General features: G+C 45.4%; 13 protein-coding genes. 7 read left to right on the plus strand and 6 right to left on the minus strand.

The features are described 5' to 3' along the window. The first annotated feature begins 23 nt into the window (after window positions 1-23). Entirely contained in the window at window positions 24-1,472 is a 1,449-nt protein-coding gene (locus B4G81_RS09965; protein WP_294082060.1) for a lipopolysaccharide biosynthesis protein, read from the plus strand. A gap of 174 nt (window positions 1,473-1,646) precedes the next feature. Here the strand turns inward: B4G81_RS09965 and B4G81_RS09970 are convergent, their stop codons facing one another. The 5 genes from B4G81_RS09970 to B4G81_RS09990 all read right to left on the minus strand — a co-directional run bounded on the left by B4G81_RS09970 (window position 1,647) and on the right by B4G81_RS09990 (window position 7,637). After that, window positions 1,647-2,654, minus strand: a complete 1,008-nt coding sequence (locus B4G81_RS09970) for a glycosyltransferase (RefSeq protein ID WP_294082062.1) — start codon at window positions 2,652-2,654, stop codon at window positions 1,647-1,649. Window positions 2,655-2,807: 153 nt separating this feature from the next. Next, window positions 2,808-3,710 (minus strand): glycosyltransferase, encoded by a 903-nt coding sequence (locus tag B4G81_RS09975; RefSeq protein WP_294082064.1) that lies wholly within the window; start codon window positions 3,708-3,710, stop codon window positions 2,808-2,810. Window positions 3,711-3,721: 11 nt separating this feature from the next. Then, window positions 3,722-4,546, minus strand: coding sequence for an MBL fold metallo-hydrolase (locus B4G81_RS09980; protein WP_294082066.1), 825 nt, complete (start codon window positions 4,544-4,546; stop codon window positions 3,722-3,724). Window positions 4,547-4,548: 2 nt separating this feature from the next. Next, entirely contained in the window at window positions 4,549-6,702 is a 2,154-nt protein-coding gene (locus tag B4G81_RS09985; RefSeq protein WP_294082068.1) for a S9 family peptidase, read from the minus strand. Next, a complete protein-coding gene (locus B4G81_RS09990; RefSeq protein ID WP_414703189.1) occupies window positions 6,699-7,637 on the minus strand; it encodes an NAD(P)H-dependent flavin oxidoreductase in 939 nt (312 codons plus the stop codon). The genes B4G81_RS09985 and B4G81_RS09990 overlap by 4 nt, the downstream gene beginning before the upstream one ends. Window positions 7,638-7,766: 129 nt before the next feature. On the opposite strand from B4G81_RS09990, the gene purD reads away from it, so the two are divergent. From purD to B4G81_RS10015, 5 genes are all read left to right on the plus strand, one after another. After that, window positions 7,767-9,038 carry a phosphoribosylamine--glycine ligase gene (purD, locus tag B4G81_RS09995; protein WP_294082072.1) on the plus strand — a complete coding sequence of 424 codons (1,272 nt, stop codon included), beginning with the start codon at window positions 7,767-7,769 and terminating at the stop codon, window positions 9,036-9,038. A gap of 13 nt (window positions 9,039-9,051) precedes the next feature. Next, entirely contained in the window at window positions 9,052-10,071 is a 1,020-nt protein-coding gene (locus B4G81_RS10000; RefSeq protein WP_294082074.1) for a hypothetical protein, read from the plus strand. A 137-nt stretch (window positions 10,072-10,208) separates the two neighbouring features. Next, on the plus strand, window positions 10,209-11,672 hold the full coding sequence (locus B4G81_RS10005) for an MFS transporter (RefSeq protein WP_294082076.1): 1,464 nt from the start codon (window positions 10,209-10,211) through the stop codon (window positions 11,670-11,672). Window positions 11,673-11,703: 31 nt separating this feature from the next. Continuing rightward, complete coding sequence (locus tag B4G81_RS10010; protein ID WP_414703190.1) at window positions 11,704-12,549, plus strand: HAD-IIA family hydrolase; 846 nt, start codon at window positions 11,704-11,706, stop codon at window positions 12,547-12,549. Window positions 12,550-12,640: 91 nt separating this feature from the next. Then, a complete protein-coding gene (locus B4G81_RS10015; protein ID WP_294082081.1) occupies window positions 12,641-13,150 on the plus strand; it encodes a DUF4251 domain-containing protein in 510 nt (169 codons plus the stop codon). Between the two features lies 1 nt (window position 13,151). Here B4G81_RS10015 and B4G81_RS10020 read toward each other — a convergent pair whose 3' ends face one another. Continuing rightward, window positions 13,152-14,693, minus strand: a complete 1,542-nt coding sequence (locus B4G81_RS10020; RefSeq protein WP_294082083.1) for an alkaline phosphatase — start codon at window positions 14,691-14,693, stop codon at window positions 13,152-13,154. 362 nt (window positions 14,694-15,055) lie between these two features. On the opposite strand from B4G81_RS10020, the gene B4G81_RS10025 reads away from it, so the two are divergent. Next, window positions 15,056-15,838, plus strand: a complete 783-nt coding sequence (locus tag B4G81_RS10025) for a DeoR/GlpR family DNA-binding transcription regulator (protein ID WP_294082085.1) — start codon at window positions 15,056-15,058, stop codon at window positions 15,836-15,838. Window positions 15,839-15,960 lie beyond the last annotated feature (122 nt).

Here is a 15,960-nt window from a genome sequence, read left to right on the forward strand (position 1 = left end):
TGTCGGGTGAAATAAACATTGAGATGGCCGATTCCACACTGAAGAAAAAAACAACCCGTTCTCTTTTCTGGAGCTTTGTCGATAAATTTGGGCAACAGATACTCAACTTTGTGAGCATGCTTGTGTTGATGAACATTGTCACTCCGGATGCGTATGGGCTGATCGGGTCGCTGGCGGTGTTTACGGCATTCTCCACAATACTGATCGATAGCGGTTTCGGGAGAACACTACTGAATAAGAAGAATATAACGGATGTAGATTATTCTTCTGTGTTTTATTTCAATATTTCGTTGGCTTTGCTCCTCTACCTCATTCTTTTTTTTATAACTCCCTTTCTGGGAATAGTATTCAATACTCCCGAGATTGTGTCGATTGCCAGAGTTATGTTTCTTTCAATAATTTGTAATGCATTTGGACTGATTCCTCAAACGATTATGACATTGAGGGCAGATTTCAAAGGTATAACAAAAATTAATTTATTTGCCATGCTTCTTGCTAACATAATTGCCATCGTGATGGCAATAAATGGCTATGGAGTGTGGGCGTTGGTGGCGCAAATCCTTTTGCTTGCAGTGCTGCGGAGTCTCTTTTTATGGCTTTATACTCGTTGGCACCCCCGGATAATCTTCAGCGGCCAGAAGTTGAGAAGCTTTTTCGCTTTCAGTAACAGACTTTTATGTTCTTCCATAATTTCCGGTATAACCAACAATATTTATCCAAGTTTGATTGCTGCATATTATCCCATGCAGCAGGTAGCCTATTTCAACCAGGCAAAAAAATATCAGGATATACCATTCCTTACCCTTTCCAACACATTCCGTTCTGTGGCGATGCTCGTCTTATCGGAAATCAACGAAGACCGGGAGAGATTAGTCAGGGTGGTCAGTAAGCTTATCAAATCCATTGCCTTTCTCTCTTTCCCGATTGGACTTTTGATGGTCTTGTTAGGGGAGCCGTTGTTTTACCTGTTTTTTAAAGAGAAATGGCTTGCTTCCGTACCTTTTTTTCAGGTACTCACTTTTGCCGGGATGTTATCTCCATTTGTTTTTATTTTCAATGAGTTGTTCATCGCGAAAGAAAGGTCTGCCTTTTTTCTGGGACTTGAGATTGTGAAGGGAGTAGTTCTGATTCTGTTAATTGTACTTCTCTTTCCGAAAGGTATTATGGCTCTGGCTGTCAGTTGGATTGTTTATATGGTCATCACGTTGTCTATTTCTGTTTTTTTGTCGGGACGTCTTATCGGTTACAGCCTTTCCCATTTTCTGAGGGATACGTCGCCTTACCTGCTCACTGCCCTTGTATCTGTGGGGGCTGCCTATTTTACCACGTTAGCCCTTCATCACACTTTGCTCTATATCACAGTCAAATTTTTTATTGCTTCTGTTTTGTATCTCCTTATATGCAAAGGACTAAAATTGGAAATGTTGAAAGAGATTGAGGATTGGTTTGCCGTTTTTAAACGGAAGAAGTAAAAGTTTCTTTTAATGGCTGTTGATATCAAATCTGTCAAATCTGTCAAATGCTGCCAATACTGAATTTGTAATTTTATACCTCATTTTGTTCCGTAGCTATTTCCGGTAGAAGCCGAAATCCCCTTAAGGACCCGGTATGCCCTGAATGGCCCAATCGGGTAAGTTCTTCTTAATTCATAAAGTCTTTTGTACAAAATCATCTACCGTATGAGTAGTCATATATCTATTCCCGTTTATAGAAAGAAAAGTATTCCTGTTTTTTATAAAATCGGCAATACTTTCCGGTGAATTATCTTTTATCCGATAACCTAAACGATATCTTTTGACTAGTTTCCCGATAAATTTTTCATTGGGTACAACAATGGGCTTTTGGAAGTTTGCGGCGTATCCAATGATTCCACTGCTGTAAGCTGTATTGTAGTATGGAGCTACAATTACCGAGCAGGCTTCACATAATGAAGAGAGAAAAGAGGGTGGACAAAATTCATCGAAAACAAGAATTTGGGCCTTATTTTTTAAGGCATCCGTCAAATGGTAAAATTTCTCTTTTATATCGTTATTCACTTTGCCGGCGAAAATAAAGCAACAATCTTTCACTTCATCATGAGAGAGTAAAGAAATGGCATGCAGGATATTTAAAGTACCTTTTCGGTAGCTCATCGAACCAAAATGAAGGAAAATCTTTTTTCCGTCTTCTATGCCAAGACTCTCTTTTAAATTTTTATCGTTTTCTTTGTCAACAGTAAGAGGAAGATAGGGATCAGGCAGATAGTGAAACTTCTTCGTCTTGAACTTCTTGTTCATATAGGTTGCTGCTACAGGGTCATTGAGCAAAAAAAGATGTTTGTATTTTTTAATAGGGATAACAGAAAGCAATGTCAGGGCATCTTTCACCCGAGCAACTGTTTTTTTCGATTGCCATTCATACAAGTATATATAATAAATGATCCCTGAAATGGTTGATCCTGATCTGAAGAAAAGAGGCAACCATGGCATATATTCGGCAATACTGATGAAAAAGGTATCATCTACCTTATATTTTTTTGCAAGTTTAGAGGCAATGCCAACCAAGCCAGAAATGCGTGCTATTTTATGTTTAGAATGCAAGGATTGAATTTGCCGATGGTCCAAGAATAGAAAAGTAATATTATCGGCTTCACGCCAAATATAGTTTTTTTTCATTTCTTCAAATTCTTCTGATACGGCAAAATAGTACTGTGTACCGGAATTCTTTATGGCTCCTTCATGCAAATGATGGATATATTCCAGTCGATGTCCGGAGAGAAATGGTTCAAAGATGAGAATTTTCCGCATAAGAGATCTTTCTCCAGTTTTTTATTTGTATACAAGACTGAAATGTCGGTTCACCCTCCGTTTCACTTTTGCCCAAAATGAATTGGTTTTCCCATAATATCTTTCGATAGCTTTTCGTGCGTCTTTGCACTCTTCTATTTCTGAAATGCCGATCGATAGTTTTTGAGTGTATAGATGTGTGGCGAAAATATCCTGGGAACCGCTGTGTGTACCGCTACCGTCAAACCCGATATTCTTTACCAACGATCTCCCGGCATTGACTGAAAGCATATCTTTCAGAAATAGTGAAGCATTCCAGCGAATAGCCCATGAATTGTTTTGTCCTTTCACCTGCCGTCGGAGCATTCGCGTGTAAGGGTATTTACCGTTAAAATCAAATGTTCGGGAAAGTTTTCTGCTTTTGATTTCATTCAATAAGGCTTTCCCATCGGAATTAAACTCTTGCCATGCCCTTTTCCACGTTGCCCACCCCCAACTTCCGGCCCATTTTATCAGAAAAGCGTCCGGCAGTTCCGGCAGGGGATAGCAATACCCGTGTATATGCCCGATCCTGTTTTCGTTCTCAAACATATCAAGGGCTTCATTCATGAATGTAAGAAAATAGGGGGAGGTCACTAAATCATCTTCCATTACGATAACTTTTCCGTATTCTTCTATCACCTTGGTAACACCCCCAATAATGTTATTTGCCAATCCCTGGTTATCGTTGTTCTCGATAATGTGAACTTTTCGGAATCCATCAATGGCATGAATGATTTTGCGTACCTCTTTTACATCCTTTGCATCTACCTCGTCTTTACATCCGTCTGAAAATACGAACAACTCGCTCTCCTTGCAAAGTTTATTTTCAAGGAGGGCGCTTAGCGTTTTCTGCGTGTGGAGAGGACGATTATAAGTAAATAACAGGACGGGGGATAGGGACATTGGTCTGCAATTTAAAAATCGGTTTTAGAGGATAATATATTCCGCCGTAGTACCTGTAGCGATACCTGTTTGCCCACCTTTATACCTTTTTGTGTGAGCTGTTCCTCTACCGTCCGGTAAGCCAGCTCGGGATTGTTATTATCGCCGCTGAGGTGGCATAGCCAGATATTCCGGAGGTCGGACGAGTAGTTATTGGCCAGGAACTCGGCAGTCTGCCGGTTGCTCAGGTGTCCCGATCCGGAACAGATACGTTGTTTCAAATGATAGGGATAACGGCCGTTGTTGAGCATTTCTTCATCGTAATTGGTCTCGATGACGAGGTGATTGGCTTTGCAGATATAATAGGCCACTTCGTCGGTAATGCAGCCCACGTCGGTGGCCAGGGTAAACCTATGGTTGCCGAACCGGATAAAATAACCGGAATTGTCCACACTGTCGTGGGGTACGTCGAAAGCGGTGATCTGGAAATCCTCAATCTGAAACGGTTTACCTTTCTCGATATATTGGGTGGATCCGTTGAGACTGTTACGGATAAGCGGGTGGTTGATAATCGCCCGGTGCACCTCGCGGGTGGCATAGACCGGGATATGCAGTTTTTCCCCGAGGTAACCCACCGATTTGATATGGTCGTAATGGTCGTGTGTGACCAAAATAGCCATGATCGACGAGAGCTCTATACCGTACTGTGCGAGCCGCTTCTTGATGACGCGCGGCCCTATGCCGGCGTCGATCAGGATACCCCAACGGGAATTCCCCAGATAGTAGCTGTTGCCGCAACTGCCGCTGCTCAGGCTGAAGAAACAAATTCGTTCCGATGGAAAAAGTTCGTATTGCATGGCTAATCGATAAAATCTTCAAAATAACGGGTTATATGCGCATGTAGATGCACCCGGTCAGCTCCCATCATATTGTGTCCGTGGCCGGGGTAGACAAAGAAATCGGGGTGTGTGCCCGCCCTGATACATGCTTTCAGGAATTGCAGGCTGTGCTGCATCACCACAGTGGGATCTTCGTCGCCATGGATGATGAGCAGGCGGTCTTTCAATTGACCGGCTTTGGGTAAGAGGCTGCTTTCGGCATACCCTTCCGGATTTTCATCCGGTTCATCCATATAGCGTTCGCCATACATCACCTCATAATATTTCCAGTCGATCACCGGTCCTCCGGCCACACCCACCCTGAAGAGGCCGGGATAGCGGAGCAACAGGTTGATGGTCATGAAACCGCCATAACTCCAGCCGTGTATTCCCATCCTGTCCCTGTCCACATAGGGGAGGGAGTGCAGGAATTCCACCCCTTTCCTCTGGTCTTTGGCCTCTTCCACGCCCAGTTGGCGGTGCGTCACCTGCTCAAAGGCAGCGCCCCTGTAAGAAGTGCCGCGGTTATCCATTACGAACACCAGGTATCCTTTTTGCGCCATGTAGGTCTCCCATCCGCCGGAGCCATATCGCCAGCGATTGCTTACCATCTGGGAATGAGGGCCTCCATATACATAGACCGCCACGGGATATTTTTTAGAAGCATCGAAACCGGCCGGTTTCACCAACCGGTAGTAGAGGTCGGTACTGCCGTCCGCCGCCTTGATGGTGCCCGGTTCCACAGAAGGCATCTCAATGCCTTCATAGGGGTTGTCTGCCGCCGCCAGGAGGGTGGATTTTCCTTTGCGGGTGTCTATGAGCCGGAGTTCTCCCGGATTATCGTGCGCCGAGAACCGGTCGGTGAGGTATCTTCCCGAGTGGCTTATGGCTCCCGAATGGATGCCCGGTTGAGTGCTGAGATGCGTGGTCTTGCCGTTCTTCAGCTCCACGCTGTAGAGATGCCGTTCCATCGGCGTGGGGTCGGTCGATACAAAATAGAGGTTTTCTCCTTTCTTGTCGATGCCGATGATATCGGTCACTTCCCAATCTCCCCGGGTGAGTTGACGGTTCAGTTTTCCCGACCGGTCGTAGAGATAGAGGTGGTTAAAGCCGTCCCTCCTGCTCTGCCAGATGAATTGGTCTCCCTTGCTGTCGGTAAAGAGTACGGGGTGTTCCGGTTCCACATACCAGGGATTGATCTCTTCGAACAAAGTCCGGTCGAAATCGCCGGAGGCAGCATGGTAGCGGTTCAGCTTCATATGGTTTTGTCTGCGGTTCAGCTCGGCAACATAGATAGACGATGCATCCGGGTTCCATGCAATGTTGGTGAGATAATGTTCATCCGGTGTGCCCGTTTTCAGATAGATAGTCTCACCGGTAGTGGTGTCATAGATGCCGATGGTCACATGGTGGCTTTTCATTCCTGCCATTGGATATTTGACAGGTTTTGCTTCTGCCGTCCGTTTTGAAATATCCACCAGTGGATAGTTGGTCACCATGGTCTCATCCATACGGTAGAAAGCCAGTTTCTTGCCGTCGGGCGACCAGAATATGCCGCCGTCGATGCCGAATTCGTTGCGGTGTACCGCTTGTCCGCACACAATACCCGGGTCCTCTTCCCGGGTGACGGTCCTCTCTTCACCATCCCGGTTCCTGATGAAGAGATTGTTCCCGATGGTATAAGCCAGATAGTGGTTGTCAGGAGAGAGTAGATGGTTTTCGCTATTATCGGGGAAATTGAAAAAAGTCTCCAATCCCATTTTCTCCGTATTAAACAGTCCTGCGCCTTTTGTTGTAAATACCCGTATCACCGGGTTACCATCGGAGGGAAAGGAAAGATATTTTACGTGCCCGGGTTGATTGGCAGACTTTCCCTTTATGCCGAGCTGATCAAAGATGAGAAACAGTTGCCTGTTATCCGGGTTTGCGAGGTCTTCCACAATCCATACAGAGTCGTTGCGCAATACTATCAGCCGGTCGCCATACCATTGAAACTGTGTGGGAATCCGAGGGGTGAAACGGGTATACTCTTTCCCGCCCGGAATCAACTCTTCCAGCGTAAATTGTCTGATCTCCTGTGCTGCAAGCGTTGCAGTAAAAAGGGATATCAGAATAAAGAGAAAATGTTTATTCATAATGCAGAAAGTCGCCGTACTGTTTTGTGAAACCCCTCCATAATTTGTTTTACTACTTCCGCAGCCGGAAGAACCTCTTTTATATGCGAGGCGATCTGCCCGATTTCCAGCTCTCCTTCTGACAAATCTCCTTCGAAAATACCTTTTTTTGAACGGCCTCTACCTAATAGTTCGCGTAGTTCTTCGGTGGTAGCACCACGGTCTTCCAATTGCTGCACCTGTTGGTAAAAATCGTTTTTTATCAATCGGGTGGGACTTACCTTTTTCAATGATAAAATGGTTTCACCCTCATTGAGTGAAATGCATCGTTGTTTAAAAGCATCACTGGCGGAACTCTCTTCAGTAAGTGCGAACCGGGTACCTACCTGTACTCCTTCGGCACCTAAGGCAAATGCGGCGGCCATTCCCTCGCCCGAAGCAATGCCCCCGGCGGCAATCAATGGCAGGTCTATAACTGCTCTTACCTGTGGAATTAATGTGAAAGTAGTGGTTTCTTCACGGCCATTATGGCCTCCGGCTTCGAAGCCTTCGGCAACGACAGCGTCTACGCCAGCTTCAACACATTTGACGGCAAATCGGGAGCTGGAGACTACATGGGCCACTTTGATACCCTCGGCTTTAAGCTTTGCAGTCCATGTTTTAGGGTTACCGGCCGAAGTAAAGACGACCGGCACCTTTTCATCAAGGATAATCTGCATGATCTCCTCAATCTGCGGATACATTAACGGTACGTTTACCCCGAATGGGTTGCCGGTGGCCGCTTTGCATTTGCGAATATGTTCGCGTAACGTGTCGGGATGCATCGATCCCGCACCAATCAGTCCCAGCCCTCCGGCATTGCTCACTGCAGCAGCTAACTTCCAGCCACTGCACCATACCATCCCTGCCTGGATAACAGGGACGCGAATGCCAAAAAGGGCCGATATCCGGTTTATATTCATGTCTAATATATTTTGTTGCTTGAAACTACAAAGATAATAACCTCTTGAGGATTTTACCCCATTGTCGTGGAACAAAGTCATTTTTTTAGTAGCTTTGCGGTTTAAATCGGTAATTTTAAATATATGAACGTTCTTCTTCTTGGTTCCGGTGGGCGCGAGCATGCGTTGGCCTGGGGAATTCGAAAAAGCAGGTATTTGAATAATCTCTATATTGCTCCCGGGAATGCCGGCACAGCGGCGGTGGGGACCAATGTGCCTGTCGGAGTGGCTGACTTTGGGGCAATAAAACAGTTTTCGCTTGACCATGATATCGATATGGTTGTTGTAGGTCCTGAAGTGCCTCTGGTGGAGGGTATATATGACTATTTCCACGAGGATGAGGATATCTGCCATATTGCCGTGATCGGTCCCTCGGGAAAAGGGGCGCAATTAGAAGGGAGCAAGGATTTTGCGAAACGCTTCATGGAAAGTTATCATATTCCTACTGCCCGTTTTACGACGGTAACTCTCGATAACGTGGCGGAAGGGAATGCTTTCCTCGACTCGCTTGCCGCACCTTATGTGTTGAAAGCCGATGGATTGGCTTCCGGCAAGGGAGTGCTGATCGTGGATGACCTCAATGAGGCGAAGCGGCTGCTTTGGGAGATGCTCAACGGGAAGTTCGGTGCGGCAAGTAACAGGGTGGTAATAGAGGAATTCCTTTCAGGGATCGAGTGTTCGGTATTTGTCCTGACGGATGGGAAATCCTATAAGATCTTACCTGTAGCAAAAGACTATAAACGTATAGGAGAAGGTGACACCGGCTTGAATACAGGCGGGATGGGTGCTGTATCGCCCGTACCTTTTGCCGATGAGGTATTTATGGAGAAAGTACGTAACCGTATTGTAGAGCCGACAATCGAAGGGTTACGCAACGAAAAGATAGAGTACAAGGGTTTTATCTTCCTGGGATTGATCAATGTGGGAGGTGAGCCGAAAGTGATTGAGTACAATGTCCGTATGGGTGACCCTGAGACGGAGGTTGTTATACCCCTGGTCAGGTCGGATCTTCTGGAGTTATTGACTGCCGTTGCCACAGAGACGCTGGACGAAAAAATATTGGAGACAGACGACCGTTATGCCGTTACAGTGATGATGGTCTCCGGAGGCTATCCCGGAGAATATGAAAAAGGAAAAGTGATCGGGGGGTTGGATATGGTGCAGGACAGTATCGTTTTCCATGCCGGCACAAAAGAAGAGGGAGGTAAAATAGTCACATCCGGCGGCCGGGTACTTTCGGTTACCTCTTACGGCAGAACGATGGACGAAGCGCTGGATACATCTTACAGGAATATTGCCGGAATCAGTTTTGAAAATAGTTATTGTAGAAAAGATATAGGCTTCGATTTGCATTAAATAAGAATACCTCATGCATTTTATTGTCCGGTCATTTCGTTCTGTTTTTGTAGAAGGGCGTTTTACCCCGCTACTTGCCTCTCTGGGAATGATCGCCATGCGTGCAGCGTTGTATTACGTGGAAGGCTTACCCCAAATTCCCTCCGGGGGGTATAATTATCTTTGGGAGCCGATTGCGCCTTTCTTTGGAAACCCCCGACTATCATTGCTGGGCTCCACGTTGTCCGTCTTCCTTATTGCTTGGTTATTATCGCTTTTGAATGGTAGGTTTAATTTGCTTCGCTCGCGCTCTAACCTGCCCTTTATCGTTCCTTTATTCCTGTTGAGCCTTCATCCCTATTTTTTGGTAATGTCGGGCGATTATATCAGCATAATTTTTATACTATTGGCCTTGTTCTTGCTACTGGAGTCATATCAGAAGCCGGATTCTTATCTGAGTTCTTTCCGGATGGCAATACTTATCGGAATGGCTTCCTTATTCCAGATATATGCCCTTATACTTTTACCTTGCTGGTGGATAGGAGAACGTTCAATGCGGAGTTTCCGGCTTCAATCATTTATTTCGTCGTTATTTGGCCTCTTTCTCATATATGTGACATTGTTCTCAATCTACTGGTTTCTGGATGACATATCCGGTTTCATAGCGCCTTTTTTCGCTTTCCCGGCCATATCTCTGCCGAAAATTCCCCTTTTCTCCGCATTGGAATGGGGCGGAGTGGTATTTACCGGACTGTTTTTTATATCTAATATGACTCTTTGTATCAGGACTTATAACCGGGATAAAGCCCTTACCATCTCATTAATCCGGTTTGAGGTTTTCCTGATCTTGCTTCTCCTGTTTTTTCAGATTATATATTGGCAGGAGACCCTTTTCTTTCTGTTGATCTCTATTACGCTGATTTCTTGCCTGAACGCCTATTTCTATTCAAAGACGATGTCGAAAAGCCATATCTACCTCGCATACGGTATGCTTGTATGTATGTTCTTTATTTACTTTTCACATCTCATTGCCTCTGCAGTTACGCTACTGTGAAACATAAATGGTTGTTTTACGAAATGATAACTACCTGCTTTCGTATTTAATCGAAACATTTTGATAACAAAAAATAAAATACTATTTTTGTCCATCATTGATAGACAAGGAATCTACGAACCCATCAATCATCGAAAATGGAAACAAATACCGAAAAAAGATTTAAGTACTGGCAGACACGCACGCTGATAGCGACGATGATCGGTTATGCATTTTTTTATTTTGTACGCAAGAATTTCTCTTTTGCCATTCCGGGATTAAGTGCGGAATACGGCATCACCAAGACCAGCTTTGGTATCATCATGACACTGGTGACAGTTGTTTACGGCCTCTCCCGCTTCCTGAACGGGATCATTGCCGACCGGATGAATGCCCGTTACCATATGTCGGTTGGACTGTTCCTCTGCGCCATTGCCAACTTTGCCTTTGGCTTCGGGGCCGACCTGAGTACATTGATTACCGGGGAGACCGATGGGCCGATGTTTACCAATACGATGGTGTTGATATTTGGTATTATCTTGGTTCTTAATAATTTGGTGCAGGGTAGCGGTTTTCCCCCTGTAGCCCGGTTACTTACCCACTGGATTCCCCCACAGGAACTGGCCACCAAAATGTCAATCTGGAACACTTCCCATTCTATCGGAGCGAGTCTGGTGGCAATCCTTTGCGGTTACATCATGGGGACATTCGGAACCAATCTGAGTGCCAACCCCGAAGTTGTCGCCCAGATCGCCGCCAACCTGAATGTGGACATGGCCGATACTGAAAAGATGAAGAGCGTGTTGGAATCGGCATCGCATGTAGGGGCCTGGAAATGGTGTTTCTGGATTCCCGCGGTGATTGCACTGGTAGGCTCCGTGGGACTGTTCCTTTCGCTGAGGGATACCCCTTCTTCGGTAGGGTTGCCCGAATTGCACAAGACCAATAAGAAAGGCAAGGATTCTTCGGCGGAATATAAAGCTTTTGTGCGTAAATATGTCTACCGTAATAAATGGATATGGATTTTGGGAATCGCCAACTTCTTCGTTTATATAGTCCGTTTTGCGGTACTGGACTGGGGACCTACCTTCCTGAAAGAGGCCCGGGGCATGTCGTTGTCCCATGCGGGTTGGACGGTGGCGGTGTTCGAAATTTTCGGCATTGTGGGGATGTTGCTTGCGGGGTGGGTAACGGACAAATTCCTGAAAGGAAGGGCTCACCGTACCTGTGTGTTCTGCATGATCGGGGTGGCCGTCTTCATGAGCGTCTTCCTGTTGTTACCCTCCGGGGTATCTCCCTGGGTAATGGTTATTACACTGGCCATGGCCGGATTCTTTATCTATGGTCCGCAGGCACTGATCGGCATTGCGGCAGCAAACCAGGCGACCAACCGCGGGGCGGCTACGGCAAACGGGCTGACAGGTTTATTCGGCTATGCCAGCGGTCTTGTTTCCGGCGTGGGCGTGGGATATTTCGTGGATATGATCAACAAGGTGAACCCTGAGAAAAGCTGGGACTATGTTTTCATGGGAATGATCGGGGTCGCAATCCTGTGTACCTTCGTCTTCCTGTTGATGTGGCAAGCCAAGGCCGATGGATACGGTGAGGAAGAGAATGTATAGTAGTTAATTTGACGCAGGTATGTTTACATATATGGATAAGATGGGACTTGGTACAAGCTCCCAATTAAAAGAGAGTTTAAAGAAAGTCAGGCATTTTGCTTTGGATATGGATGGAACGATTTATAACGGGGGGACGCTTTTCCCTTTTACCATCCCCTTTCTTGATTATTTAAAAGAGAATGGCATCGGTTACTCTTTTCTGACCAATAATCCATCGAAAAGTACGGCCGATTACCTTGCCCATCTCGATAAAATAGGGATAAGAGCAACAAAAGAGGAGATGTATACCTCTGCCCAAGCCACGATAGACTATATTAAAGTCCATCACCCGGAAACCAGAAGATTGTTTATTCTGGGAACTCCCAGTATGGTACGCGAATTTGAGGGAGCCGGGTTTATTTCTACGGCCGATGATGCGGATGATGTGCCGGATATGTTGGTGGTCGGCTTTGATATGTCGCTGGTATATCCCCGCTTGTGCCGGGCTGCCTGGTGGGCAAGCAGGGGTATTCCCTATATAGCCACTAATCCCGACTGGGTTTGTCCTACCGACAAACCCGTTATCCTGGTGGACTGCGGATCTATATGTGCTTGTATTGAGAGTGCTTCCGGCAGAAAACCGGATTTGGTGATTGGAAAGCCGGATCCCCGGATGTTGAGTGGTATCCTGGAACGTTATTCACTTCAACCTGATCAGGTAGCGATGGTCGGTGACCGTATCTATACGGACGTGCGTATGGCACATAACGCGGGAGCAGTGGGTATCCTTGTGATGTCGGGCGAAACTACGATGGAGATAGTGGAGCAATCGGACCTGAAACCGGATATTATTGCGGAGAATCTGGCGGAAATACAGGAAATGCTGAAGATACATTAGCGGCGGGGGAATAAACAAAATCCTCTTTCTGTCTGTTTATTATATAGTTATTCCGATAAGAAAAGTCTCTTATTGTAAAAATGGAGGATATATGATGAAGAGGTGGATATTTCCGGGATTTGCATCCCTCCTTTCGGTGTTGGTTTTCCATGCGTGCGGGACTGCGCAGACGGCTGCCGAAAAAGAGAAATTGGCCGCGGACGTGCGGAATGCAGTGGAAGTTCCCTATTTTACATTTAAAGCAACCCATGCTTATCCCACAGGGTATAAGTCGGTCTATCTTTCACCTTATTATGATGTGAAGGTTTCACCTGATACCGTAAAAACGTACCTGCCTTATTACGGGCGTGCCTATCGTGTACCCATGAACCCGAATGAAGGTGGGTATAGGTTCACAAGTACAGATTTTGAATACCGTGTGGAAGAAGGGACCAAAAAAGGAAATTGGAATGTCATCATCACAGTACGTGACCTGGATCGCCCCCTTATTTTCCGGTTCGATATCTGGGAAAACGGAACTGCCCGTCTTGATATAAATGATACGGACAGGCAGTCGATTTCATTCCAGGGTGATATGGTTGTCAAACAGGCAGAGGAATAATTTATAATTTCTCCACAAGTCCGACCGGCAAGTAGAAGGTGTCGTTTTTATCGATGTAGATCACCACGGATCCTATGTCGAAGGGTTTCCCATTCAGCTTTGCCACAGATGAGAACGCCCGCACTTCAAGGGTGTTCTTTCCTTTTTTTACCTTGAGTACCGGAAAATCTTTGTCTTTCTTGTCGATGGTGTAATTCATCCCCAAAAAAACTTTGTCATGTTTGGCGAATATCCGGTCGGACAACTCCTCCAGGGAGATCTCCAGCCCCGTTACTTTTTGGAGGTACCGGTTTAATTCGGTGTTCTTCACATTTCCTTTGAGGATGTCGCCCTGAGGATGGTAGGATGCAAGCAGTACCTCTTCACCGGTATGTGATCCGGTGGTGAAGCCAAAGCAGGTTTTTGCATTCAATATTTTCCCGATGTTATAGGCCAGGTTGTTGCTGGTACCCACCTGAGTGTAATCGCTCTCCTTATAGTTCTTTGAGGAGAGAAGTGTCTCCAGCTCCTCATCGGTAAGGTCGATGTCGGTGTATTCTTTGAATGTTTCCTTGATCTTTTCCGGTTTGGTATCCATCAGGACCGATTCCAAAGCCACCGTACTCATCTTATATTTGGAAACGTTCCCGAAGAGTTGTTCAAGGGAGAGTTTGCTGGAGCCGGAGCAATTTCTTGAACCAATGGAGAATCCGCTGTTTCCATGGTCGGAAGCTATTACCACTGCAGTATTACCGTCTTTTTCGGCGAATTCCATCACTTTTCCTACTGCCTCATCAAAAGCGAGGAATTCATCAATCATAGTCGCCGGATCGTTGGCATGGGCTGCCCAGTCCACATGACTTCCTTCTACCATCAGGAAGAATCCGTTTGGCTTTTTTGACAGCACCTCTAAAGCTTTTTCGGTCATCTCTGCAAGGGAAGGCATTTTGTCGAGATCCTTGTCTATGTTGTACGGCATGGATTTTTCGTCAAACAATGCCCATACTTTTCCGTTGCCATTATAATGCAGAAGTGCCTCCTTATCGTCTTGGATAAGGGTTGTTCCATTATTTGCGAAATGATTTTTGATGTCGTCGGTAAGGATTTTATTTCCTCCGGCAAATACTACGTCAATGTTCTGATAGGCGATTTGAGGGGCGAGAACCTTATAGTTGCCGCGGTTGTAGTGGTGTGCGGAGAAATCGGCAGGAGTAGCATGTGGAAATTCGCAGGTGACCACCAATCCCACCGCTTTATTTTTTTCGATTCTGGAAGCTTCCAGGATATTGGCCGCAGGCTGGTAAGTGCGGTTTGCGTCCACCGGAAACAAGTCATTATCGGAAACCGTAGGATGTATTCCCACATTCCCTACCTGTTGCAATACGCCGGTCGCGTAGGTGGAGCCGGTAGGCGCCGAGTCCCCGATGGGTGCGTTCGAAGAAAAGGTGGAAACAGTTCCGGAGAGATAAGGATCTATGTGGAGTTTGTTTTCCATCCCATTATAGTACTTAAACCACCGTGCGGCAGAATATACTCCTATGGAGGTCCCGTCAGGGATCATCATAATTACGTTTTTTACGGGCTTTACTTCTTGAGCAAGAAGAGCAAAAGAAATAAAAAGGAGACTAAGAAAGAGATAAGCTTTTTTCATTGGAATAAAAAAATTAGCGGGTATATGAGGAGACAAAGGTAAAAAATGTTTCATAAAAACCCAATCGCTTACGGAATGAAATTATAGTATAAAAACTGAATTTTGATAAATCTAGGGAATTATCGGAATTATTGGCGGATGTTATTTTGAGATCGATATTCTTTTTAGTAGTTTTGTCCCCTGTAATCATGAGTTTATTATTGGTCTTTTGCATATATGCCGTTTTAATGCCGTAAATATGTTAGTCGGTTCTGCTAATAGTTAATTATAATATAATGAAACAATCTCCAAAGAAAAGAAATAGTGCCCAAAGGCATAAAGTGATCCTGGACGAGTTGGAAAAGAAAAGATATGTGACGGTGCAGGATTTCAGCGAAACGCTGGACGTGTCAGAAGTCACAATCCGAAAGGATCTGAAAGATCTTGAAAGACGGAACTTGCTTTTACGGAGTCATGGAGGGGCGAGTCCGTTGAGTTCCCTTATCAGCGACCGGCATATTGATGAGAAGGAAAAAATCATGGTGGATGAGAAGATGCGTATTGCTGAGGCTGCGGTAAAGTTGTTGAATAAAAATGACCGGATCATTATTGCCTCAGGTACCACCTTGTTGTTTTTTGCCCGTAAAATACCGATGACAGACCCGCTGATGGTGATTACTCCGTCGGTAAAAGTTTCTTTGACACTGTGTTATAATCCCGGTGTGGAGATTATTCAACTGGGAGGGGATATGCGTAAAAGTTCCGCCTCGGCGATAGGAACATATAGTGAGCAATTCCTGGAAGGACTTATGTGTAATAAGCTGTTTATCGGGGTAGATGGGATTGGAATCGAATTCGGACTGACTACCAGCAATATTGCTGAAGCCCATCTGAATCAATATATGCTGAATGCGGCAAAGGAAGTGATTGTTTTGGCTGATTCTTCTAAATTCGGGAAACAGGGATTTGGCAGAATTTGTGATATCGAACGGGTGCACCATATTATAACCGATAAAAACGCACCGCAGAATATATTGCAGATTATTCGCGACAAGGGGATCAAGGTTACGCTGGTGTGATATTTGTATTTCTCGAATAGCTGTGGTAGTTGGTGCTGAAAATAGTGCCAAGAGATTTCTTTCGTGAAAACGCAGTATCTTTAACTTTCGAAAAAATTAATATTTAACTGTTTTGTTTTCCA

The sequence above is a fragment of the Proteiniphilum sp. UBA5384 genome, from assembly GCF_002410825.1.
Lineage (GTDB): Bacteria > Bacteroidota > Bacteroidia > Bacteroidales > Dysgonomonadaceae > Proteiniphilum.